The following is a 21,522-nucleotide window of genomic DNA, read 5'->3' on the forward strand; positions in this document are numbered from 1 at the left end:
CCGATGGCCTTCGATACGGACACGGAAATCGCCGATGCGCCGGACGTCCTCTCTTTTGCGGCCGATTCCATGGGCTGGCTCGAGCAGCTTCGCAGCACGGCGACCGCCGCAGACGAGACGAAGACGGCCATGCTGTCGCGCAGTCTTGAAGCATTTTCCAGCAACACGGGCGTCAGCCTCGACGAAGAACTGTCGCTGCTTCTCGATATCGAGCAGTCCTACAAGGCGGGAGCCAAGCTCATGTCGACGGTCGACGATATGATGAAAGCCCTCTTGGATATTGCGAGCTGATCATGAAGACCTCTTTCATTTCCACATTGTCGATCCAGACCACGATGCGAAACTCCATCTCGAACGTTCAGCGCGAGATGGTAAAGGCGAACCAGGAGGCGGTGAGCCAGAAACACGCCGATCTCGGCGTCGCCCTCGGAGCCAATACGTCGCGCGCTCTCGATCTTTCCCGCGACATCAGCCGCACCGACTCGCTGCTGACGACCGCAGCACTCGCGACACAGCGTCTCCAAACCGCTGAACTTTCGCTCAAGAGCATGAACGAACAGGGCTTGAAGATTCAGAGCGCGATCCTGACGCTTGGAAGCTCGGCCGACGAAACAAGCCTGGCGACGGCGCGCATGGCGATGTCCGACGCGCTTGATGCATTCACGAACTTTGCCAATACCGCAGTCCAGGGCGAGTATATCTTCTCCGGCATCAATTCCGATGTGAAGCCGATGGAGGATTATTTCGCACCGGGATCACCGGCCAAGGCCGCCGTTGCCGCCGAGCTCACCCAATATCTCTCCGCCAATGCGATTCCGAGCAAGGAGCAGATGACGAAGGCCCAGATGGACGGCTTTCTAGATAATCTGCAAGCCAAGTTCGACGGCTCCGCGCCGTTGACAAGCCCGCCCCATCCGGCGGCCGTCGCCGGCCAGGACTTCTGGAAGACCTTCTTCTCGGATGCCAGCGACGAAAACATGAAGAGCCGCATCAGCCCGACAGAAGTGGTCGAAAGCTCGACCAATGCCAACAGTCAGGGCATGCGCAATTTTGCTTTCGCGTCGATCATCTCGATGGAATACCTGCAGACCGGGATGGACAAGGATGCCCGGGCCGCGGTCGCCACTCGCACCACAAGCCTCATCAACAAGGCGATGAACAGCGACGGCAGCATCAACCAGCAGCGGACGTCGATCGGTATCTATACCGAACGCGTCTCCAAGGCTGAGGAAAGGTTGCAGGCGCAGAAAGATATTCTGACGACCAGTCTCGGATCGATGGAGAACGTCGATCCGGAGGAGGCCGCGACCCGTCTCAATACGATGAAGACGCTTCTCGAAACCGCTTATACAGTAACGGCAAAGATACAGCAGCTGAGCCTGGCCAACTTCCTTTGATGAATAAAGGAAGGCTCGTGACGAAGGATACATGAATGTACCAATTTTCATATGCCGAGATCATGGAGGACGGCGTTGCCAACGCCAAGGATCGCGAGCGGCAGGCCCTGGATCGCTCTATCGAGCTTCTGATCGCCGCGCGCGATGAGAAAGCCTATACGCGCACCACGGTTGAGGCGTTGTTCTATACCCGGCGTGTCTGGATCCGTTTTGTCGAGGATCTGAAACATCCGGACAACGAGTTAGCCAACGAACTTCGAGCGGATCTGATCTCGATCGCAATCTGGATACTGAAGGAATGCGAGAAGATCAGAAACCGTGAATCGACCAATTTCCAGGGCATAATTGAAGTGACCACCATCATCAGGGATGGACTTAAATGAAAAGTACGCTTCGCATCTCTTTGAAATCCGGCGAGCGGATATTCATCAACGGCGCGGTTCTGCGCGTTGATCGCAAGGTCGCGCTGGAATTTCTCAATGACGTCACGTTCCTGCTGGAGAACCACGTTCTTCAGCCGGAAGATGCGACAACGCCGCTTCGGCAGCTCTATTTCATCGCCCAGATGATGCTCATCAATCCGGATGGCAAGGAACAGTCGAACGCGCTGTTCCGCAAGTCGGTCGCCATGCTGCTGACCTGCTTTACCGATGATGAGATGCTGGCCGAACTGAAGCGCATCGACGGTATGGTTGCATCGGGTCGCGCCTTCGACGCTCTGAAGGCGATCCGCGCGCTCTATTCCATCGAAGACCGTATCCTCAACAATCGGGAAATCGCGCCGGCGACAGTCGAGCGGATTCGCAAGGAGATCGCACCGTGGCGGTAGACTCGATCAATACCAAGAACCCCTACGCCGCCGGCGACGGCAAGGCGGCATCGTCCGACAAGTCGGCCGCAGGCCTGAACTACGACAACTTCCTGAAGCTGCTTATCGCGCAGATGAAGTATCAGGATCCGACCGATCCGATGGATGCGAGCCAGCAGATTTCCCAGCTCGCAACCTTCTCGCAAGTCGAGCAGTCGGTGAAGATGAACTCGAACCTGCAGTCGCTGATCCAGGCGTCCTCGTTCTCGCAGGCTGCCGACATGATCGGCAAGACGATCACCAGCGCCGACGACAAGACCACCGGTGTCATCAAACAGGTGGAAATCTATTCCGACGGTCTGGTGGCGATCACCGAGAAGGGTGATAAGGTTCTCATCCAGCCGGGGATCGTTCTTTCGAATCAGCCTGCAGCGAGTAGCTAAGAGCGGGAATACCTCGGCATGACGCCGAAACTTTAAAGCAGACGGAGCCGGCGCAATGAATGAGGCCGATGCCCTTGATATCATGCAGGCGGCGATCTGGACGATCCTGATCGCCTCCGGTCCCGCGGTCCTTGTGGCGATGGTCGTGGGTGTCGTTATTGCATTTCTCCAGGCTCTGACTCAGATCCAGGAAATGACGCTGACGTTCGTGCCGAAAATCGTCGCCATCATGATCACGATCGGCATTACTGCGCCTTTTATCGGCGGCCAGATCAATCTTTTTGCTCATCTGGTATTTTCGCGGGTGCAATCGGGGTTCTGACCCGGTTGTGGCCCGCCTGATCTTTTTCGCTTACCCACCTTCGCGCAAGCTTCGCCCTTTAGGCAGGACATGAACTGGCAGGAGTACTTCCTGCCGCCATCTCATGAAGAGACGGGAAAGTCATGGCGCAACCACCTTCACTATCCATTCCGAAAGTAGCCCCGAGCGGTCGCGATCTCGGATTTGCGGGCGGCATCGTCGCCATCCTCTGCATCCTCTTCCTGCCGATCCCGCCGTTTCTGATCGACCTTGGCCTTGCCTTCTCGATCGCGTTCTCGGTGTTGATCCTGATGGTGGCGCTCTGGATCCAGAGGCCGCTGGACTTCTCGTCCTTCCCGACCATCCTGCTGATTGCCACCATGATACGGTTGTCGCTCAACATCGCGACGACGCGCGTGATCCTGTCGCACGGCAACGAGGGCCATGGCGCGGCCGGCAACGTGATCCAGGGCTTCGCGGGCCTCGTCATGTCCGGCGACTTCGTGATCGGTGTGATCGTCTTCATGATCCTCGTCACGGTGAACTTCATCGTCATCACCAAGGGTGCCACCCGTATCGCGGAAGTCGGCGCCCGCTTCACTCTCGATGCCATCCCCGGCAAACAGATGTCGATCGATGCGGACCTTTCGGCCGGCATCATCGACGAGAAGGAAGCGCAACGCCGCCGCTCCGAGCTCGAAGAAGAAAGCTCCTTCTTCGGGGCCATGGATGGTGCATCGAAATTCGTGCGCGGCGACGCGATCGCCGGTCTCATCATCACCGCCATCAACATCTTCGGCGGCATCATCATCGGTTACTTCCGCCACGGCATGCAGATCGGCGAAGCCGCCGATGTCTTCGTGAAGCTGTCCGTCGGTGACGGTATCGTCACGCAGATCCCGGCTCTCATCGTTTCTCTCGCCGCCGGCCTCCTGGTCACCCGCGGCGGCACCGCCGGCTCCACCGACAAGGCCGTCATCGACCAGCTGAGCGGCTATCCGCGCGCTCTTTCGATGTCGGCTGGTCTGATGGCTCTTCTGGCGATCATCCCTGGACTGCCGTTCCTGCCCTTTATGACACTCGGCGGCCTGATGGGTTTCGGCGCCTGGCTCGTTCCGCGCCGTATCGAGGCGGAGAACAAGGCGCGTCGCGAAGACGAAGAGCAGAAGGTCGTCCAGACCAAGGAAGCGGAAAAGGACTCGGTCAAATCGGTCCTCAAGACCTCCGAAATCGAGCTCGCTCTCGGCAAGCAGGTCTCCACCCGGTTGCTTGGTGCCCATCAGGAACTTGCCTTCCGTGTCGGCAAGATGCGCAAGAAGTTCGCGACGCAATACGGTTTCGTGGTGCCGGAAATCAAGGTTACCGACGACATCTCGATCCAGGAAAAGTCCTACCAGATCCGCATCCACGGCACGACGATCGCTTCGAACGCTCTGCGGGTCGGCGACGTCCTCGTGGTGACCGGATCCGGTCGCAAGCCGAGCATCCCGGGCGACGAGATCCGCGAACCCGCCTTCGGCATGCCGGCGGTGTCGATCCTCGAAACCTTTGCCGAAGACTTGAAGCGTGAGGGTTTCCATCCGATCGACAACGTCTCGGTCGTGCTGACCCACCTGTCGGAAGTCATCCGCAACAACCTTCCGCAGCTTCTGTCCTATAAGGACGTCAAGATCCTGATCGAGCGTCTCGATCCGGAGTACAAGAAGCTCGCCGACGAAATCTGCTCGTCGCATATGTCCTATTCCGGCCTGCAGGCGGTGCTGAAGCTTCTGCTTGCCGAGCGCGTGTCGATCCGCAACCTGCATCTCATCCTGGAAGCGGTAGCCGAGCTTGCTCCGCATGTCCGCAAGACGGAGCAGATCGTCGAACATGTGCGCGTGCGCATGTCGCAGCAGCTCTGTGGCGACCTGGCCGACAACGGCGTGCTGCGTGTGCTCCGTCTCGGCAACAAATGGGACATGCTGTTCCATCAGGCGCTGAAGCGGGACGGCAAGGGCGAAGTGGTCGAATTCGACATCGATCCGCGCACGCTCGAAGAGTTCAGCGAACAGGCGACAAAGGTCATCCGTGAATTCATGGACCGCGGCCTGCCTTTCGTGCTCGTCACCTCGCCGGAAACGCGCTCCTACGTCCGCATGATCATCGAGCGGCTGTTCGCGACCCTGCCCGTTCTTTCCCATGTAGAACTCGCCAAGGGTCTCGAAATCAAAATACTCGGCGCCATTTCGTGATAGGCTGTCCGCAAAGGACGATTCTCGCATGATTACCGACCCGCAGGGGACCATTCTCGCACTTTTCCTTGCGTTCTGCCGTATGGGGACGTGCGTGATGGTTCTCCCGGGGCTGGGAAGCGGTCGCGTTCCGGTGCAGGTGCGGTTGTTTGTGGCCGTCGCCCTGTCGATGGCCGTGCTGCCGGTTCTCTGGGATCAGATCTACCCGAAAGCGTCGGAACCGACGGCCACCTATCTTGGCCTGATCTTCACCGAAGCCGCGATCGGCACCGTTTATGGATTGATCGCCCGGCTTTATACACTCGGCATGCAGTTTGCCGGCACGGTCCTGACCCTCTCGATCGGTTTCACGGCGCCTGGCGGCCACGACGTTTTCGAAGACTCGCAGGAAAACTCGCTGACTATCCTGCTGACGCTGAGCGGACTGCTGCTCCTGTTCATGATGGATTTCCATCACATCGTGTTCCGCGCGCTGGTCGATTCTTACACGGCAACGCCGGTCGGTGCGGTGATCGATCCGCAGAAGATACTGATCACCCTGACGGATACCCTGAGAGCGTCGACCGTGATCATGCTGCGGCTTGCAAGCCCATTCCTGATCTTTGGCCTGATGTTCAACGTGGCGATCGGCCTCATCAATAAGATGGCGCCGCAGATCCCGATCTTCTTCATCTCGACGCCCTTCATATTGATGGGCGGGCTTTTCCTTCTCTATCTGTCGATCGCCGCCTTCATTCGCCAGTATGCGGATGGGTTCGCGCCGATCTTCAGGTCCTTCTAGGAGGCGGCAATGGCAGGCCCAGTCAAGCGGTCGGACAAGCTCAAGCGTCTCGTTGCGGTCCAGCGGCATCTCGAGACGATGGCCGAACACGAGCTTGCGGCCACCACCCGCTATCGCGCGGAGGTCAATCAGTCGATGGAGGAAGTCATAGATGCGATCGGCTCGATGAACCCGGTCCATCGACAGTTCTCGCAGCATTATTCCGAACGGTTCGGTCGCTTGACGACGAAGGAACGCCAGCTTGCCGGCGTTCAGCAGATCCAGGAGATGAAGGTTCTCAAGGAGCGCACCAAGGCCGACCGTCTGGAAGAGAACATGAAGGACGCTCGTGATCATGAAGACCGCGAAGCCGCGGACGACTCGATCTATGAGCTCATCGATATCACGCTTGCCCTCGATCGGGTCAAATAGACTGGCCAGCCTCCAGCAAGCTTCGAACGTCATAGTCTCGTCATTGCACTGATTGCCGGCTCGAATCGAGATCGGCGGGATCACGTGCCATTTCAAACTGTTGCTGCGCTCGGGCACCTTTAGGGATGCGGTCCGCGGCAGTCATGAAGGGAGCTGACGTGGCGATTTCACCTCCGAGCGATCTGGTCATGGACGTCGTCCGCGCTGCGGACCCGACTGCCGTTCAGGAAGCGCAGGCCAAGCTGAAGGCGAACAAGGCGGCCTTTGCCGCGACTAGCCTTGCCGAAGTTGGCAAGGGTTTTGGTGCAGCCATGAAATTCATCGACACACCCGGCACGGCGGCGGGTCTCGGCAATCCGGAGGCGCCGAACAAGGTTGCCGAAATGCCGGAGGAATATCGCAAGTTCGAAGCCTCGGTGCTTTCGACCTTCGTGAATTCCATGCTCCCCAAGGAGACCGAGGACGTTTACGGCAAGGGCTCTGCCGGGGAATTCTGGAAGAGCATGATGGCTGAGAAGATTGCCGACGAGATGTCGAAAAAGGGCGGCGTCGGTATTGCCGAGCAGATGTATTCGCAGGCGGTCGCCCGTGCGGAACGTCAGGCCACGGTCAATCCGACCACCAATGAAACTGATCGTAGCCGCGCAATAAGCATGATCACCGATTTCGAGCGGCAGGTTCTCGGCGTCGGCAAGAAGAGTGAGGCCTGATATGCATCAGACTGGGGCAGAAAATATGGAAGTCGTTTCGAATGATTATCGCATCAAGACCGTGCTTGGCCGGTTGGAGCTGATAATCGACAACGAAAATCAGCGGATCGGCCGCGATCCGGAATTCGACCTGAAAGTGTCGAACGCGCACAAAAGCCGCTGCCTATACGAATTGACCATGCTGTTCCGCGGCACCGACCCGAAGCAGCTCGCCACCGGCCATATCGATCAGATGCACGGATTGAAGAGCAAGCTGGCCCTCAATGCCCGCCGGGTCGAGGCGCATCTCCACGCCGTCCGCGCCGTCGCGGATCTTCTGAAGAACGCTGCCCGTGACGCGGACGACGACGGTACCTACACCCAAGAACAGTTCACCTACGGCGAGGCCTGATGGTCAAGCTCCTTCTCACCGGTCTATGGGTCTGCATCGTCACGCTTGCGGCGGTGTATTTCTCCGTGCAGATGTCCGCAGCGCCGGCGCCGGTCGATGAAGCGGCCAGGCGCAAGGAGCTTCAGACGCTGGTGCGCGGGGAATCCATCACCATTCCGATGATCGCGGACGGCGCGATCACCGGTTATTTCCTGGGCCGCGTCTCGTTCATGATGGACAAGGAAAAGATCAAGAACACCAAGCTTCCGATCACCGAACTGACGACCGACGAGCTTTTCACGCTGCTGATCGGCAACCAGATGGTCGATCTCAGCAAGCCCGGCGCTTTCAATATCGAGAAGTTCCGCACGGCCATCAAGGATGACTTCAACAAGAAGCTCGGCGACGGGCTGGTGGCAGAGGTCCTGGTCGAGCAGCTCGACTATCTCTCGAAGGAAGACATCCGTAACAATGCCTCGCGCGGCAACAAGAACCCGAACCCGGGCAAGAAGATTGTCGAGGGTGTGAAGATCGACGATCCGAAAGCCGCGCCCGCGGGTCACTGACGCGCCCCGAGGCATCGCGGCGGCGCTCACCATGGAGTATAACGGCCGGCCGCGATGGCCGGCCTTTTTGTTGTGAAGCCCCGAAAATACGGGCATCGCTTGCATTTTACCGATCGATTTAAAGGCGATTTCAGAGCGCGCTGTTAGACCTTGGGGGAGAATTGGTCTTGCCCCATGGGGAGCGCATTGATGAACGCATCCGGAGACTTCCTGGCATCCGCGTCACCCCGGACCCTGTTCGGTTTGCGTGTCTGCGATCTCGGATGGAACGCCACGCTCGGCCTCGTGGAAAGCCTGATCGCCTTGCGCGGCAACCGCTCCACCCTCGGCTTCCTGGATGAACGGACTACTCTCCGCCAGATGGTCGATCCTGCCTACCGCAGTCAGCTGGGCCGCAGGGTGCTTCTGCCGGGCGGCGGCCGTGCTTTCAGCCTCCTCACCAAGGCGCGGCATGAGAAGCCCGCACCGGTGCGTTTTTCGGCCAGGACCTTCGTGCCAGCCCTGCTGAGCTTCATGGAAAAGAGCCACTGCATCGGCATAGCCGGCGAGGATACGGGACGTGTCGAAGCGCTCCGCGAGCATTTCGCCCGCCATGCGCCCTGGCATGACGTGGCGGTGGTCGCGCTGGACCAGGAGATCTCGCAGCGCTTCGATCTCGTCCTCGTCGATGCGGCAAGCCTTGCACAGGAACGGCGCATCGAGCGCCGGCTCGCTTTGGTCCGCGCCGGATTGGTGGTCATGGCCGGGGCCGGACTGTCCACCTTCATTGAAGGCAAACCTGTGCGCGCGGTGCCAAAGGCGGATGTTCCTTCGCCGCAACCGTCTTTCGCCTGACAAGTTAACCCTTTCTTTGCCATGAAATTTTAAACTGCCTTAATCAGAGGGCTGCCTGCGGGATGTCGGCAGCACCAGATCAGCGCGGTCATCCCATGTATCAGTCGGCGAAAATCGAAGACGACCGAAACCCCAAACCGGCAGCATCGCTCGCCGGCGCCGGTTCCGTGTCGACCGGATTGCGATCCGCCGTCCTCAAGGTCGGCGCCCTCACGCTGGTTGGCGCCTTCTTGCCGCTGCTGTTCATTGATACGTTTCCGCATAAATTCAACGTTGAAACCAGGCTGAAGATCGAAACGGCGAGCGAGGCGGCGGTCAATACAGCTGCCGCCGCATTGCGCTCGAAGGCCAGCCTCGACAATGTCATCCGTGCCCTGAACCTTGGCCGCGACAGTGAATTCTCTGCCGACCGTCCGAGTGTCGTCAGGATCGTGTCCGATATCGTCTCCGGCGACACGATGACGGTATCGGAGGCTGAAAACAGGTTACGCGCGCGACTTTCCCAGGCGATTGCCACGAGCTACGACCGCCGCACCGGGCGGCTTGTGATTTCCGTTACGGCGGAAGAGCCGGGCGAGGCGGCGCGCATCGCGAACATGCTCGGCAACACTTTCCACGACGAGATCGCCTTCTCCGGCACAGCGTCGTCCGCGCCGGTGGCGGAGAAGCTGCGCCAGACGCTCGAGCATGCAGAAGCAGCCCTTGCCGGTTTCATCGCCGAAACGGATGCGCAGAAGCTTGCCGAACTGCGCCGGACCGAGGACAACGGGCAGCAGCTTGTCGCAGAGATAAACGAGGCGACGGCGCAGCTGGGCGACCTGAGACAAAAGGCGGCACAGGCCTCCGCCATGAAGCTCTCGGACGTGCTGAACAAGCCTCTGCCGGACAGTCTCGAATATACCGGCCTCGATTATCAGCGACAGCGGCATGTCGAGGCAAAGCTTGCCGTCGACCAGCTTTCGAGTGATCTCGGCCCGCGCCACCCGCGGCTTGCCGCGGCTCAGGCAGCTCTGGCGGATGTCAAAAACGACATTCAGGACGCGCTGAAACAGCTTGGCGCCTCGCTTCGCCAGCAGGAGGCGGCAGCCGCCAGACATTTGGCCGATCTAAAGGCGAAGCAGGTAAAGAAGCCTGACGACAAGGAAATTACCGAATCCGCGGCGCGGCTGACGGCGCTCGAGGCTGCGGTCGACGAGGCGCGGCGGAATTATCTCGACGCGCTTCACGGCACCGAGACGAAGGCATCAACGGCCAAGGTGACCGTGCTGGTTCCGGCTGAGGCAGCAGCGGCGGCAGCCCTTGGCCCCTCATTGGCCGAGGTTGCGGGCATCGGTGCGCTGATCGGTTTCTCCCTCGGCATCGGGCTCGCCTTCATGACCCGGGGCAGGAGCTTCTCCACGCCTTCGGCAATCTCGACGGAGGAACTGGATCTCACCGACGAGCCCGCGCTGATGATCGATCGGCACCTGCTGGCGGAGCATCTGGACGAGCAGGACTTTTTTTCCGAGGAAGACGACCCGGCCAACGATCAGCCTGGCTACGATTGGCCAGCTTATGAGCCGCAGCGGCCCTGGCGCCCGCGCCATCCGGCGCCGGCCAATGACAGCCCGCTTGCTGATCATATCCGCGGGATGCTGATGGCCAATCGTCGCCCCGCAGCGGAGGCTGAGCTTCCGCCGCTGGTCGCGGCCGTCATGGCCGGCCGTCTTGCCGATGCCCCGTCCTATGGCGCAGCCCATCGTCCGGCTCCCTCGCCGGAAGAGGTCCGCAAGGCCGAAGAACTTCGCGAGCTTCGCCGCGACATGGCGGAATTGCGCGAACGAGTGCAGGTCTATTCTGCGCGCCGGAAAACCTCCCGGGGATAAGACCTGCGACATCGAATCCGCTTGCATTTGCTGCCTGCGACCAGCATAGGGCGTTGGCGGGCAAATTCAGAACATGCTCCATGTATACATTGGTGGCGGTTTCAAGCGGGAGGTGCGCATGGCTGTGGTAATCGATGGTAAAGAAGCGGCGGCATCCGTCATCGCTGCCGTGACCCAGGCGTCGGGCTCTCTCGAACACGAAACCGGCGTGAAGCCGGGCCTTGCGGTCGTCATCGTCGGCGACGATCCGGCCAGCCATGCCTATGTCAATTCCAAGAGCAAGATGGCCAAGCAGTGTGGGTTCAACTCGATCCAGCACAGCCTGCCTGAAGACACCACCCAGGAGACGCTGGAAAAGCTGGTGGCGGAGCTCAACGCCGATCCGGCCATCAACGGCATCCTCGTCCAGCTGCCGCTGCCGAAACACCTGAACGCAGAGCCTGTCATCTTGTCGATCTCGCCGGAAAAAGACGTCGATGGCCTGCACGTCGTCAACGCCGGCAAGATCGCCACAGGCGACCTGGAGACCGGCTTGATCTCCTGCACCCCTGCCGGCGCCATGCTGCTGGTCAACCGTATACATGGCCGTGATCTGTCGGGCCTCAACGCCGTCGTCATCGGTCGTTCCAACCTGTTCGGCAAGCCGATGGGCCTGCTGCTCCTTGCAGCCAACGCGACCGTTACCATGGCGCATTCGAAAACGAAGGATCTCGCGGGCGTCTGCCGCAATGCCGATATCCTGGTCGCCGCTGTCGGCCGCCCGCAGATGGTCAAGGCCGACTGGGTGAAGCCCGGGGCAACCGTCATTGACGTTGGCATCAACCGCGTTGCCGCTCCCGACAAGGGCGAGGGCAAGTCCCGGCTGGTCGGCGACGTGGCCTATGCTGAAGCCGCTGAAGTCGCTGGCGCGATCACCCCGGTTCCCGGCGGCGTCGGCCCGATGACCATCGCCATGCTGATGGCCAACACGGTCATCGCCGCCTATCGTACGGCCGGCAAAACCGCACCCAGATTCTGATCCTGCGGGGACGGATTTTTTCATTTGTTCCACGCGGCCTGCGCAGGGGTTGACTCCTCCGCGAGAGCGTTAAATCTCTCCCATGTTGTAAACTCCCGGCAAGGTAGCAGAAGTCGGGACAACGGGAGGATTATTTCATGAAGGCATCATTTTGGATCGGCACGGCGCTGGCAGCGCTCGTGGCCGGCGGCGCAGTCGCTCAGGAGCTGAAATTCGCGCCTGGCCAGGATTCTAAATTTACCTGGAAGAGCTATGAGGATTTCAAGGCTGCCCACGCCAACCTCAAAGGGCAGAGCCTGACGCTTTTCGGCCCCTGGCGCGGCGAGGACGAGGTGCTGTTCAACAGCGTTCTGGCCTATTTCAACGCTGCGACCGGCATCAACGGCCGCTATTCCTCCTCGGAAAACTACGAGCAGCAGATCGTCATCGACACGCAGGCCGGTTCTCCGCCGAACATCGCCATCATTCCGCAGCCCGGCCTTCTGGCCGATCTTGCCGCCAAGGGGTTCCTGACCTCGCTCGGCCAGGAGAACTCCGACTGGGTCAAGACCAACTACGGCTCTGGCGGGGACTGGATCCGTTATGGCACCTACAAGGGCAAGGACGGCAAGGAGGCCTATTTCGGCTTCCCCTTCAAGGCCGATTTCAAATCCATGGTCTGGTATGTGCCCGAAAACTTCGAGGAGGCCGGCTACGAAGTTCCGAAGACCATGGAAGACCTGATCAAGCTCAGCGACCAGATCGTCAAGGACGGCGGGGTTCCGTGGTGCATCGGTCTCGGCTCCGGCGGCGCGACGGGCTGGCCGGCGACCGACTGGGTCGAAGACATGATGTTGCGCACCCAGAAGCCGGAAGTCTACGACAAGTGGGTGAGCAATGAAGTCAAGTTCAATGATCCGGCTGTTATCGGTGCGATCGAGGAATTCGGCAAGTTCGCCAAGAATCCCAAATATGTCAGCGGCGGCGTCGCGGCCGTTGCCTCCACCGATTTCCGCGACAGCCCGAAGGGCCTCTTCGGCATTCCGCCGAAATGCTACCTGCATCACCAGGCATCCTTCGTGCCGTCCTTTTTCCCGCCGGATACCAAGCTCGGCACCGATGCCGACTTCTTCTACCTGCCGACCTATGCTTCGAAGCCGGAGCTCGGAACGCCGGTCCTCGGCGCCGGCACGATGTTTGCCATCACCAAGGATTCGCCTGCCGCCAAGGCGTTCATCGAATTCCTGAAAACGCCGATTGCCCACGAGGTCTGGATGGCGCAGTCATCGTTCCTGACGCCGTTCAAGGGCGCCAATCCGAATGCCTATGCCAATGATGTCCTGAAGAAGCAGGGCGAACTTCTGACCACCGCCACGACCTTCCGCTTCGACGCCTCCGACCAGATGCCCGGCAAGATCGGCGCCGGCGCGTTCTGGACCGGCATGGTCGACTATGTCGGCGGCAAGGACGCAAAGACCGTGGCGACCGACATCCAGAAGGCATGGGACGGTCTGAAATAAGCCTCCCCCAGTAGGCTCTCAATACGACCGCGCCGGACGCCGGCGCGGTACAGTCAAAAGCTACGCATAAAACGGTGAAAAGGGGAGAGCCATGATATCGCAGATCGTTTCAGCCGTCGGCGTCGTGATCGCCGGCGTTTTCGTCTGTGCCTTATATTACTGGCTCTCCGATAAGATCCTGCAGATCGTCTTTCCCGTGCCGGTGGACAATGTCCGCGCCGCTTCCGTCAACCTCAACCGCCGCGCCATGGTGCGTCCCTGGTTGTTTCTCGGCCCGGCGCTGCTCCTACTGGTCGTTTATCTCGTCTATCCGGTCGTCGCGACCTTCTTCCTTTCCTTCTACGATCGGTCGGGCGGCAATTTCGTCGGCCTTGCGAACTATCGCTGGGCCATCCAGGACGCGCAATTCCGCCAGTCGATCTTCAACAACATCCTCTGGCTCGCTGTCGTGCCGGCGGCGTGTACCTTCTTCGGCCTCGTCATCGCGGTGCTGACCGACCGCATCTGGTGGGGCAATCTCGCCAAAAGCCTGATCTTCATGCCGATGGCGATTTCCTTCGTCGGCGCTTCGGTCATCTGGAAGTTCATTTACGAATATCGTGGTGGTAGCGAAACGCAGATTGGCCTGCTTAACGCCATCGTGCAGGCCATTGGCGGCTCTCCGCAGGTGTGGATCTCGCTGCCGTTCTGGAACAACTTTTTCCTGATGGCGATCCTCATCTGGATCCAGACGGGCTTTGCCATGGTCATCCTCTCGGCCGCGCTTCGTGGCATCCCCGAGGAGACGATCGAGGCGGCAGTGATCGACGGCGCCAACGGCTGGCAGATCTTCTGGAAGATCATGGTGCCGCAGATCTGGGGCACGATCGCCGTCGTCTGGACCACCATCACCATCCTCGTTCTGAAGGTCTTCGACATCGTGCTGACCATGACCAACGGCCAGTGGAACACCATGGTTCTGGCAAACCTGATGTTCGACTGGATGTTCCGCGGCGGGGGCGACAGTGGCCGAAGTGCGGTCATAGCGCTGGTCATCATGGCCGCCGTCACCCCGATCATGATCTGGAACATCCGCCAGGCGAACAAGGAAATGGGAGGCCATTGAGATGAGCGCAGTTGTAAGCCTTCGCCGTATCGGCCTTCCACGCCTCATCGTCCACGCCTCCGTCCTCGTCATCTGCTTCATCTGGCTGATCCCGACGCTCGGCATCCTCGTCACCTCCTTCCGCGAAGCGGGCCAGATCACCGCATCGGGCTGGTGGACGGCCTTCACGGGCGCTGCCGAGACGAGTGCTGCACGCCTCGGCGAACCTTCGACAGCCAAGCAGAATGGCGCGACTTATGTTATTTCGGGTTCGGTCTTCGAAGGCGGGAAGGGGGGCAGCGTGCGCGCCTTCGGCACCCGCGTCGCCGCTCCAACCGAGTTTGCAGCAGGAAAGCCCGCTGATATCGGCGACGGCGAGACGCTGACCATCAATGAAGACGGCAGTTATACCTATTCCAAGAATGCGCCGTTCGAAAGCGGGCGTGGCAAACGCGTCTACCTCTCCGTCGCGACGCCGCCATCCTTCACCACCGAAAATTACCGCACGGTGCTGACCTCTCAAGGGATAGGCCAGTCCTTCGTCAACTCCCTGACGGTCGCGGTTCCCGCAACCATTATTCCGATCCTGATCGCAGCCTTTGCCGCCTACGCTCTGTCCTGGATGGAATTTCCCGGGCGCGCCCTCATCATCGCCCTGGTGGTCGGGCTGATCGTCGTGCCTTTGCAGATGTCGCTCATTCCGCTTTTGAAGATGTACAACGAGATCGGCAATTTCTTCGGCGTGCCGTCTCGCAGTTATGCGGGCATCTGGCTTGCGCACTCCGCCTTCGGCATGCCGCTCGCGATCTATCTCCTGCGCAACTACATCTCCGGTCTGCCGCGGGAAATCATCGAATCCGCCCGCGTCGACGGCGCCAGCGATTTCGAAATCTTCGTCAAGATCATCCTGCCGCTGTCATTTCCGGCGCTCGCGTCCTTCTCGATCTTCCAGTTCCTGTGGACCTGGAACGACCTCCTCGTCGCCATGGTCTTCCTCGGCACAGGCAAGGATCAGTTGGTCCTCACCGGCGCTCTGAACGCACTTCTGGGCTCAATGGGTGGAAAGTGGGAAATCCTGACGGCTTCGGCCTTCATAACAATCGTCGTGCCGATTATCGTCTTTTTCGCCCTTCAGAGATATCTCGTCCGCGGACTGCTTGCCGGCTCCGTCAAGGGCGGCTGATCAACATCGAACGACAACAGGACATTGAATGAGCGTTTCAGCAGAAGCCCCCGCAACACCGGACAAGGACTGGTGGCGTGGGGCCGTTATTTATCAGATTTATCCGCGCTCCTATCAGGACTCGAACGGTGACGGCATCGGCGATCTGAAGGGCATTACCGCCCGCCTGCCACATGTGGCAGCGCTTGGCGCCGACGCCATCTGGATCTCGCCCTTCTTTCCGTCGCCGATGCGGGATTTCGGCTACGACGTCTCGAACTACACGGATGTCGATCCGATGTTCGGCTCGCTGTCGGATTTCGACGGTCTGATTTCCGAGGCACACCGGCTCGGCATCAAGGTGATGATCGATCTCGTGATGTCGCACAGCTCGGACCAGCACCACTGGTTCATCGAGAGCCGGTCGAGCCGCGTCAATCCCAAGTCGGACTGGTATGTTTGGGCCGACGCCAAGCCGGACGGCACGCCACCCAACAACTGGCTATCGATCTTCGGCGGGTCGGCCTGGCATTGGGACCCGACGCGCATGCAATATTACATGCACAACTTCCTGACCTCGCAGCCGGATCTCAATCTGCACAATGCCGAAGTCCAGGATGCGCTGCTCGACATGACCCGCTTCTGGCTGAAGCGCGGCGTCGACGGGTTCCGGCTCGACACGATCAACTTCTATTTCCACGACAAGGACCTGCGCGATAACCCGGCGCTCGATCCCTCGCGCCGTAACGCCTCCACCGCGCCGGCCGTGAACCCCTATAATTTCCAGGAGCATCTCTACGACAAGAACCGCCCGGAGAACCTGGAATTCCTCAGGCGCTTTCGCGCCGTGCTCGACGAGTTCCCGGCGATCGCCGCCGTCGGCGAGGTTGGTGACAGCCAACGGGGCCTGGAGATCGTCGGCGAGTATACGTCCGGCAACGACAAGATGCAGATGTGCTACGCGTTCGAATTCCTGGCGCCTGATCCGCTGACGCCGGCGCGTGTCTCCGAAGTGCAAAAGGCATTCTCTATCGCTGCACCGGATGGCTGGGCCTGCTGGGCCTTTTCCAACCACGATGTGGTGCGCCATGTCAGCAGATGGGGCCACGACGTTCTCGATCGCGACAGTTACGCCAAGATGGCGTCCGCCATCCTGATGTCTCAGCGCGGCTCGGTCTGCATCTATCAGGGCGAGGAACTCGGATTGACCGAGGCCGACATTGCCTATGCCGACCTTCAGGATCCCTACGGCATTCAGTTCTGGCCGGAATTCAAGGGCCGCGACGGTTGCCGCACGCCGATGGTCTGGGACAGCCAGGCACTGCAGGCTGGCTTCTCCACGGCGGAGAAAACCTGGCTGCCTATCCCGGTCGAGCATCAGCTTCGGGCCGTCGGCGCTCAGTACGGCGATCCAGCATCTGTTCTGGAACAGTACCGACGGTTCCTCGCCTTCCGCAAGCAGCACCCGGCTTTTGCCAAGGGCGAGATCGAATTCCTGGCCGAGGACGGCGCCGTTCTCGGCTACAAGCGCCAATACGGCAACGAGACGGTGCTCTGCCTGTTCAACATGAGCGCGGCGGAAACGGCAACCGAGCTGCCGGCCGGCGATTGGGAAGTGCTGACCGGCCACGGCTTCGAAAGCCGGCTTGAAGGCAGGCATGTCGAACTACCGGCTTGGGGGGCGTTCTTCGCCCATCACGCGTAACGAGAACAAAGGGGAGGAAAAAATGGCTGGTGTCGTTCTGAAGGATATCCGCAAGGCCTATGGCCAGGTGAAGGTGCTGCATGGCATCGACCTGGAGATCACCCAGGGCGAGTTCGTGGTCTTCGTCGGCCCGTCCGGCTGTGGCAAGTCCACGCTGCTGCGGATGATCTCCGGCCTCGAAAGCATCACCAGCGGCGAGATGTTCATCGACGGCCAGGTCGTCAATGACGTGCCGCCGTCGAGGCGCGGCATCGCCATGGTCTTCCAATCCTACGCGCTTTATCCGCATATGACGGTCTATGACAACATGGCCTTCGGCATGCGGATCGCCAAGGAAAGCCGTGACGAGATCGACCGCCGGGTGCGCGCGGCGGCCGATATCCTCCAGCTCACGCCCTATCTCGACCGCCTTCCGAAGGCGCTGTCCGGCGGCCAGCGCCAGCGCGTCGCCATCGGTCGCGCCATCTGCCGCGATCCGAAGGTGTTTCTGTTCGACGAACCGCTTTCCAATCTCGACGCCGCACTGCGCGTCGCCACCCGCATCGAGATCGCCAAGCTGAAGGATTCAATGCCGGATACGACGATGGTTTACGTGACGCACGACCAGGTGGAGGCGATGACGCTCGCCGATCGCATCGTCGTGCTCTCGGCCGGCCGCATCGAACAGGTCGGCGCCCCGCTCGAACTCTACGAGCGGCCGCAGAACCTCTTCGTCGCCCGCTTCATCGGCTCGCCGGCGATGAATATCATCCCGGCCACCATTGCCGAAACCGGCGAGATGACCGCGGTTGCGCTGAAGGGTGGAAAATCAGTGCGCATGCCGGTGCCGACGGCGGCTTCGGAAAAGGGCAAGACGGCCAGTTTCGGGGTGCGGCCGGAAGATTTGTCGATTGCCTCGGGCGAGGACTACCTCTTCGAAGGTCAGATCGGGATCATCGAGGCGCTGGGCGAGGTGACGCTGCTTTACATCGAAGGATTGGCTGATCAAGAGCCGATCATCGCCAAGATTCCCGGCATTCTGCAGGTGAAGAAGGGCGAGACGATGCGCTTCTCAGCAGACCTCAAGAAACTGCACCTTTTCGATGCAGAAGGTAAGGCCTACCGCATCTAGGAGTAACCATCCGTTTACCGTGATCTTGCGATATGCAATTGGAGTTGTTCTGATTTGGGACTTCAAAACTCTCTGTTAAATTTCGCCGGCTAGGCTTCTCCTGTAAAGCAATGGAGGGATGTCGTGAGCGCGGCTCCAAGTAACAAAAATCACTTTTTGAACAAGGAAGAGTCTTTCATGTACGACCGGGAAGCCCGGTTCAAAATGGAAGACACGATGAATGCGGCGCGGATCGAATATACCGAAAATGGCGTGATGAACATGGCGCAGCGTCGCTGCGACGTCATCCGGATCTCGATGAGCGGCGCCGTTCTCGGCATCCTGACCCAATATAATCTGCCGAAGCAGTTTTATCTCGACATTCCCGACGCGCGCATTTCCAAGGTCGGTTGCCTGCTGATGCGCACCAATGCCAACAACACGATCGAGGTTCGTTTCCTGTCTCTTCTCACCAAGAAGGAGCTTGATCGCATCTTCATATTCTCGACGCATCCGAACCATCGCGACCGGACGATGGATATCCGCTCCTGGTAACGCGGCTCGTGGCTTGACATGGAAGCGGCGGCTCCAGGGCCGCCGTTTTCGTTTCTGCCGGCAATCGGCCTGTTTACGCAAACACGCTGGCACCCATGTCCGCGGTGCCGACATGGCGGCGGAAGGGGGCGAAGAGTTCGCGGCCCATGCCGAATTCATTGTCGGAAAGATCGACGACGACAGGCGTGCGGCCTGCAAATTCCGTAGCGTCCACCAGCACTTCCAGCGTTCCGGCGACAGCATCGAGGCGGATCATGTCGCCGTCCTTGATCTTGGCGATCGGGCCGCCATCGCAGGCTTCCGGGGTGATGTGGATTGCCGCCGGCACCTTGCCGGAGGCGCCGGACATGCGCCCGTCGGTCACTAACGCCACCTTGAACCCACGGTCCTGCAGCACGCCGAGCGGCGGGGTGAGGCGGTGCAGTTCCGGCATGCCGTTCGCCTTCGGTCCCTGGAAGCGGACGACGGCGATGAAATCCTTGTTGAGCTCGCCGCGCTTGAACGCTTCCTGCAGCCCATGTTGGTCGTGGAAGACGATCGCCGGCGCTTCGACGATGTGGCGTTCCGGCTTGACGGCGGAGATCTTGATGACAGCCTTGCCGAGATTGCCCTTCAGCATCTTGAGGCCGCCATTCGACTGGAAGGGGGTCTCGATCGGCGCCAGGACCTTCAGATCGCCGCTCTGATCCGGGATCGCTTCGCGGGTGACCTGGCCGTTGGCGTCCAGCTTCGCCTCGACCGTATAGGCTTCCAGCCCATGGCCGAAGACGGTGCGCACGTCGTCATGCACCATGCCGGTCTTTAGCAGCTGCTTGATCAGGAAACCCATACCGCCGGCGGCGTGGAAATGGTTCACGTCGGCAAGCCCGTTCGGATAGACGCGGGCAAGCAGCGGCACCACGTCGGAAAGCTCGGAAATATCCTGCCAGGTGAGCAGGATGCCCGCCGCGCGGGCCATGGCGACGAGGTGGAGCGTGTGATTGGTTGATCCGCCGGTGGCATGCAGGCCGACGACGCCGTTGACCACGGAGCGCTCGTCGATCATCTCGCCGGCCGGCGTGAACTCGTTGCCGAGGGCGGTGATCGCCAGCGCCCGCTTGGCGGCCTCGCGGGTCAGCGCCTCGCGCAGCGGCGTGCCCGGATTGACGAAGGAGGCGCCGGGCATGTGGAAGCCCATGATCTCCATCAGCATCTGGTTGGAATTGGCGGTGCCATAGAAGGTGCAGGTGCCGGGGCCGTGATAGGATTTGGATTCCGCCTCGAGCAGTTCCGCGCGGCCGACCTTGCCCTCCGCATAGAGCTGGCGGATGCGCGACTTCTCGTCGTTCGGAAGCCCGGTGGTCATCGGGCCGGCCGGAATGAAGACCGAGGGCAGGTGCCCGAAGCTAAGCGCCGCGATGACCAGGCCCGGCACGATCTTGTCGCAGATGCCGAGGAAGACGGCTGCGTCGAACATGTTGTGCGACAGGCCGATGCCGGCCGCCATGGCGATCGCATCGCGCGAGAACAGCGATAGTTCCATGCCCGGTTGCCCTTGGGTGACGCCGTCGCACATGGCCGGCACGCCACCGGCGACCTGGGCGATGCCACCGGCTTCCCGTGCCGCCTCGCGAATGATCGGCGGGAACGTCTCATAGGGCTGGTGCGCCGAGAGCATGTCGTTATAGGCGGTTATGATGCCGAGGTTCGGGATGACGTCTCCTGCAAGCGCGTCCTTCTCGGCGGGGGAACAGACCGCAAAGCCATGGGCGAGATTGCCGCAGGAGAGCGTCGATCTGTGTGGGCCCTGCGTAGCCGCCCGCCGCACACGGTCGAGATAAGCCTCGCGATGGGGTTTCGAGCGTTCGACGATACGGGCGGTGATTGCCTCGATGCTGGAATGAGCGGCCATGGTCTTGTCCTCTTGTGCTCAACCCCGGCTTGGGAGGGACAGGACCTTCGGGAGGGCCCTAAGCCACCGGGATTGCTCGCGTTGAAAAGTCGGCGCTTTAGGGCGCCCAGAAAATCTGCAGCGGCGATGCGGCGCGGTTGAGCACGGCGCGGATCGGCATGTCCGTTTCGTCGGAGCCGGCCTTTGCCGCTTCGAGCACGTCCTTCTTGCCCTGGCCTTCGATATGCAGCGCCAGGAACCGAGCGTCCGAAAGGCTGGCGAACGAGAAGGTCAGTCGCTCTTCGCCGGCACCTTCCGCCTGCATCGTCAGAACGCCGCGCGGCCCGGAAAGATCGAGTGCCCGGGCAAGATTATTCCCATGCGGGAAAAAGGATGCCGTGTGGCCGTCGCCGCCCATGCCGAGGATCGCCACGTCGAAAGGATGGCCGATACCGGCGGTCTTTTCGGTCGCGATCACGGCCGCTTCATCGATCGACGGCGCCTCGTAGTAGAGCGGGATGAAATGCGCCGCCGCCGCCTTGTCCTTCAGAAGATGCGTTGACACCAGGAGGTGGTTGGAACGCGGGCTGTCCGCTGGCACGAACCGTTCGTCGACCAGCGTCACCGAAACCTTGCCCCAGTCGATATCACGGGTCGCCAGTGCCTCGAAGAACTTCTTCGGCGTCGAACCGCCCGAAACCGCGATCGAGGCGGTGCCGCGGTCGCGGATAGCGGTTTCAAGCTGTGCCGCAACCTCGTCCGCCAGGCTGGCGGCGAGGGCTGCGGCATCCGCAAATTCATGCATCTTCGCGGTCATGACCC

Annotated in this window: 23 protein-coding genes; 21 read left to right on the forward strand and 2 right to left on the reverse strand. The window is 60.6% G+C overall.

Annotated elements, in window-relative coordinates; genetic code table 11:
• Positions 1–3 precede the first annotated feature (3 nt).
• The 21 genes from ACZ9IU_RS03725 to ACZ9IU_RS03825 all read left to right on the forward strand — a co-directional run bounded on the left by ACZ9IU_RS03725 (position 4) and on the right by ACZ9IU_RS03825 (position 18,830).
• The gene (locus ACZ9IU_RS03725; RefSeq protein ID WP_498956725.1) at positions 4–291 is read left to right on the forward strand and encodes a flagellar basal body rod C-terminal domain-containing protein; all 288 of its coding nucleotides are present in this window, start codon (positions 4–6) and stop codon (positions 289–291) included.
• 2 nt (positions 292–293) lie between these two features.
• Positions 294–1,397 (forward strand): flagellar hook-associated family protein, encoded by a 1,104-nt coding sequence (locus tag ACZ9IU_RS03730; protein ID WP_038539793.1) that lies wholly within the window; start codon positions 294–296, stop codon positions 1,395–1,397.
• Between the two features lie 35 nt (positions 1,398–1,432).
• The gene (flaF, locus tag ACZ9IU_RS03735) at positions 1,433–1,780 is read left to right on the forward strand and encodes a flagellar biosynthesis regulator FlaF (RefSeq protein WP_038539795.1); all 348 of its coding nucleotides are present in this window, start codon (positions 1,433–1,435) and stop codon (positions 1,778–1,780) included.
• Positions 1,777–2,226 (forward strand): flagellar biosynthesis repressor FlbT, encoded by a 450-nt coding sequence (flbT, locus tag ACZ9IU_RS03740; RefSeq protein WP_038539798.1) that lies wholly within the window; start codon positions 1,777–1,779, stop codon positions 2,224–2,226. Before flaF ends, flbT begins: the two co-directional genes overlap by 4 nt.
• A complete protein-coding gene (gene flgD, locus ACZ9IU_RS03745; protein ID WP_038539801.1) occupies positions 2,217–2,648 on the forward strand; it encodes a flagellar hook assembly protein FlgD in 432 nt (143 codons plus the stop codon). Before flbT ends, flgD begins: the two co-directional genes overlap by 10 nt.
• Before the next feature lie 55 nt (positions 2,649–2,703).
• A complete protein-coding gene (gene fliQ, locus ACZ9IU_RS03750) occupies positions 2,704–2,970 on the forward strand; it encodes a flagellar biosynthesis protein FliQ (RefSeq protein WP_038539804.1) in 267 nt (88 codons plus the stop codon).
• A 122-nt stretch (positions 2,971–3,092) separates the two neighbouring features.
• Positions 3,093–5,180 (forward strand): flagellar biosynthesis protein FlhA, encoded by a 2,088-nt coding sequence (gene flhA / locus ACZ9IU_RS03755; RefSeq protein ID WP_038539807.1) that lies wholly within the window; start codon positions 3,093–3,095, stop codon positions 5,178–5,180.
• A 28-nt stretch (positions 5,181–5,208) separates the two neighbouring features.
• Positions 5,209–5,961, forward strand: a complete 753-nt coding sequence (fliR, locus tag ACZ9IU_RS03760; protein WP_038539809.1) for a flagellar biosynthetic protein FliR — start codon at positions 5,209–5,211, stop codon at positions 5,959–5,961.
• 9 nt (positions 5,962–5,970) lie between these two features.
• Positions 5,971–6,372 (forward strand): hypothetical protein, encoded by a 402-nt coding sequence (locus ACZ9IU_RS03765; protein WP_038539812.1) that lies wholly within the window; start codon positions 5,971–5,973, stop codon positions 6,370–6,372.
• 158 nt (positions 6,373–6,530) lie between these two features.
• On the forward strand, positions 6,531–7,082 hold the full coding sequence (locus tag ACZ9IU_RS03770; RefSeq protein WP_038548718.1) for a rod-binding protein: 552 nt from the start codon (positions 6,531–6,533) through the stop codon (positions 7,080–7,082).
• A 25-nt stretch (positions 7,083–7,107) separates the two neighbouring features.
• The gene (locus ACZ9IU_RS03775) at positions 7,108–7,473 is read left to right on the forward strand and encodes a hypothetical protein (protein ID WP_038539815.1); all 366 of its coding nucleotides are present in this window, start codon (positions 7,108–7,110) and stop codon (positions 7,471–7,473) included.
• Complete coding sequence (locus ACZ9IU_RS03780; protein WP_038539817.1) at positions 7,473–8,018, forward strand: hypothetical protein; 546 nt, start codon at positions 7,473–7,475, stop codon at positions 8,016–8,018. The genes ACZ9IU_RS03775 and ACZ9IU_RS03780 overlap by 1 nt, the downstream gene beginning before the upstream one ends.
• A gap of 189 nt (positions 8,019–8,207) precedes the next feature.
• Positions 8,208–8,852 carry a hypothetical protein gene (locus tag ACZ9IU_RS03785; RefSeq protein ID WP_038539819.1) on the forward strand — a complete coding sequence of 215 codons (645 nt, stop codon included), beginning with the start codon at positions 8,208–8,210 and terminating at the stop codon, positions 8,850–8,852.
• 62 nt (positions 8,853–8,914) lie between these two features.
• Positions 8,915–10,717: a GumC domain-containing protein gene (locus ACZ9IU_RS03790; protein ID WP_157885063.1), complete on the forward strand. Its 1,803-nt coding sequence runs from the start codon at positions 8,915–8,917 to the stop codon at positions 10,715–10,717.
• 118 nt (positions 10,718–10,835) lie between these two features.
• A complete protein-coding gene (gene folD, locus ACZ9IU_RS03795; protein WP_038548720.1) occupies positions 10,836–11,735 on the forward strand; it encodes a bifunctional methylenetetrahydrofolate dehydrogenase/methenyltetrahydrofolate cyclohydrolase FolD in 900 nt (299 codons plus the stop codon).
• A 137-nt stretch (positions 11,736–11,872) separates the two neighbouring features.
• Entirely contained in the window at positions 11,873–13,234 is a 1,362-nt protein-coding gene (locus tag ACZ9IU_RS03800; RefSeq protein ID WP_038539824.1) for an ABC transporter substrate-binding protein, read from the forward strand.
• A gap of 91 nt (positions 13,235–13,325) precedes the next feature.
• Positions 13,326–14,339 carry a carbohydrate ABC transporter permease gene (locus ACZ9IU_RS03805; protein ID WP_038539827.1) on the forward strand — a complete coding sequence of 338 codons (1,014 nt, stop codon included), beginning with the start codon at positions 13,326–13,328 and terminating at the stop codon, positions 14,337–14,339.
• A 1-nt stretch (position 14,340) separates the two neighbouring features.
• Positions 14,341–15,501: a carbohydrate ABC transporter permease gene (locus ACZ9IU_RS03810; protein WP_038539829.1), complete on the forward strand. Its 1,161-nt coding sequence runs from the start codon at positions 14,341–14,343 to the stop codon at positions 15,499–15,501.
• A gap of 28 nt (positions 15,502–15,529) precedes the next feature.
• Complete coding sequence (bglA, locus tag ACZ9IU_RS03815; protein ID WP_038539832.1) at positions 15,530–17,185, forward strand: beta-galactosidase BglA; 1,656 nt, start codon at positions 15,530–15,532, stop codon at positions 17,183–17,185.
• A gap of 22 nt (positions 17,186–17,207) precedes the next feature.
• Positions 17,208–18,296, forward strand: coding sequence for an ABC transporter ATP-binding protein (locus tag ACZ9IU_RS03820; RefSeq protein ID WP_038539835.1), 1,089 nt, complete (start codon positions 17,208–17,210; stop codon positions 18,294–18,296).
• A gap of 177 nt (positions 18,297–18,473) precedes the next feature.
• Positions 18,474–18,830 (forward strand): hypothetical protein, encoded by a 357-nt coding sequence (locus tag ACZ9IU_RS03825; RefSeq protein WP_038539838.1) that lies wholly within the window; start codon positions 18,474–18,476, stop codon positions 18,828–18,830.
• A 73-nt stretch (positions 18,831–18,903) separates the two neighbouring features.
• On the opposite strand, the gene edd is transcribed toward ACZ9IU_RS03825, so the two are convergent.
• Positions 18,904–20,721 carry a phosphogluconate dehydratase gene (edd, locus tag ACZ9IU_RS03830; protein WP_038539841.1) on the reverse strand — a complete coding sequence of 606 codons (1,818 nt, stop codon included), beginning with the start codon at positions 20,719–20,721 and terminating at the stop codon, positions 18,904–18,906.
• A 97-nt stretch (positions 20,722–20,818) separates the two neighbouring features.
• Entirely contained in the window at positions 20,819–21,517 is a 699-nt protein-coding gene (gene pgl, locus ACZ9IU_RS03835; protein WP_038539843.1) for a 6-phosphogluconolactonase, read from the reverse strand.
• Positions 21,518–21,522 lie beyond the last annotated feature (5 nt).

This window comes from Mesorhizobium sp. USDA 4132, from assembly GCF_056279545.1.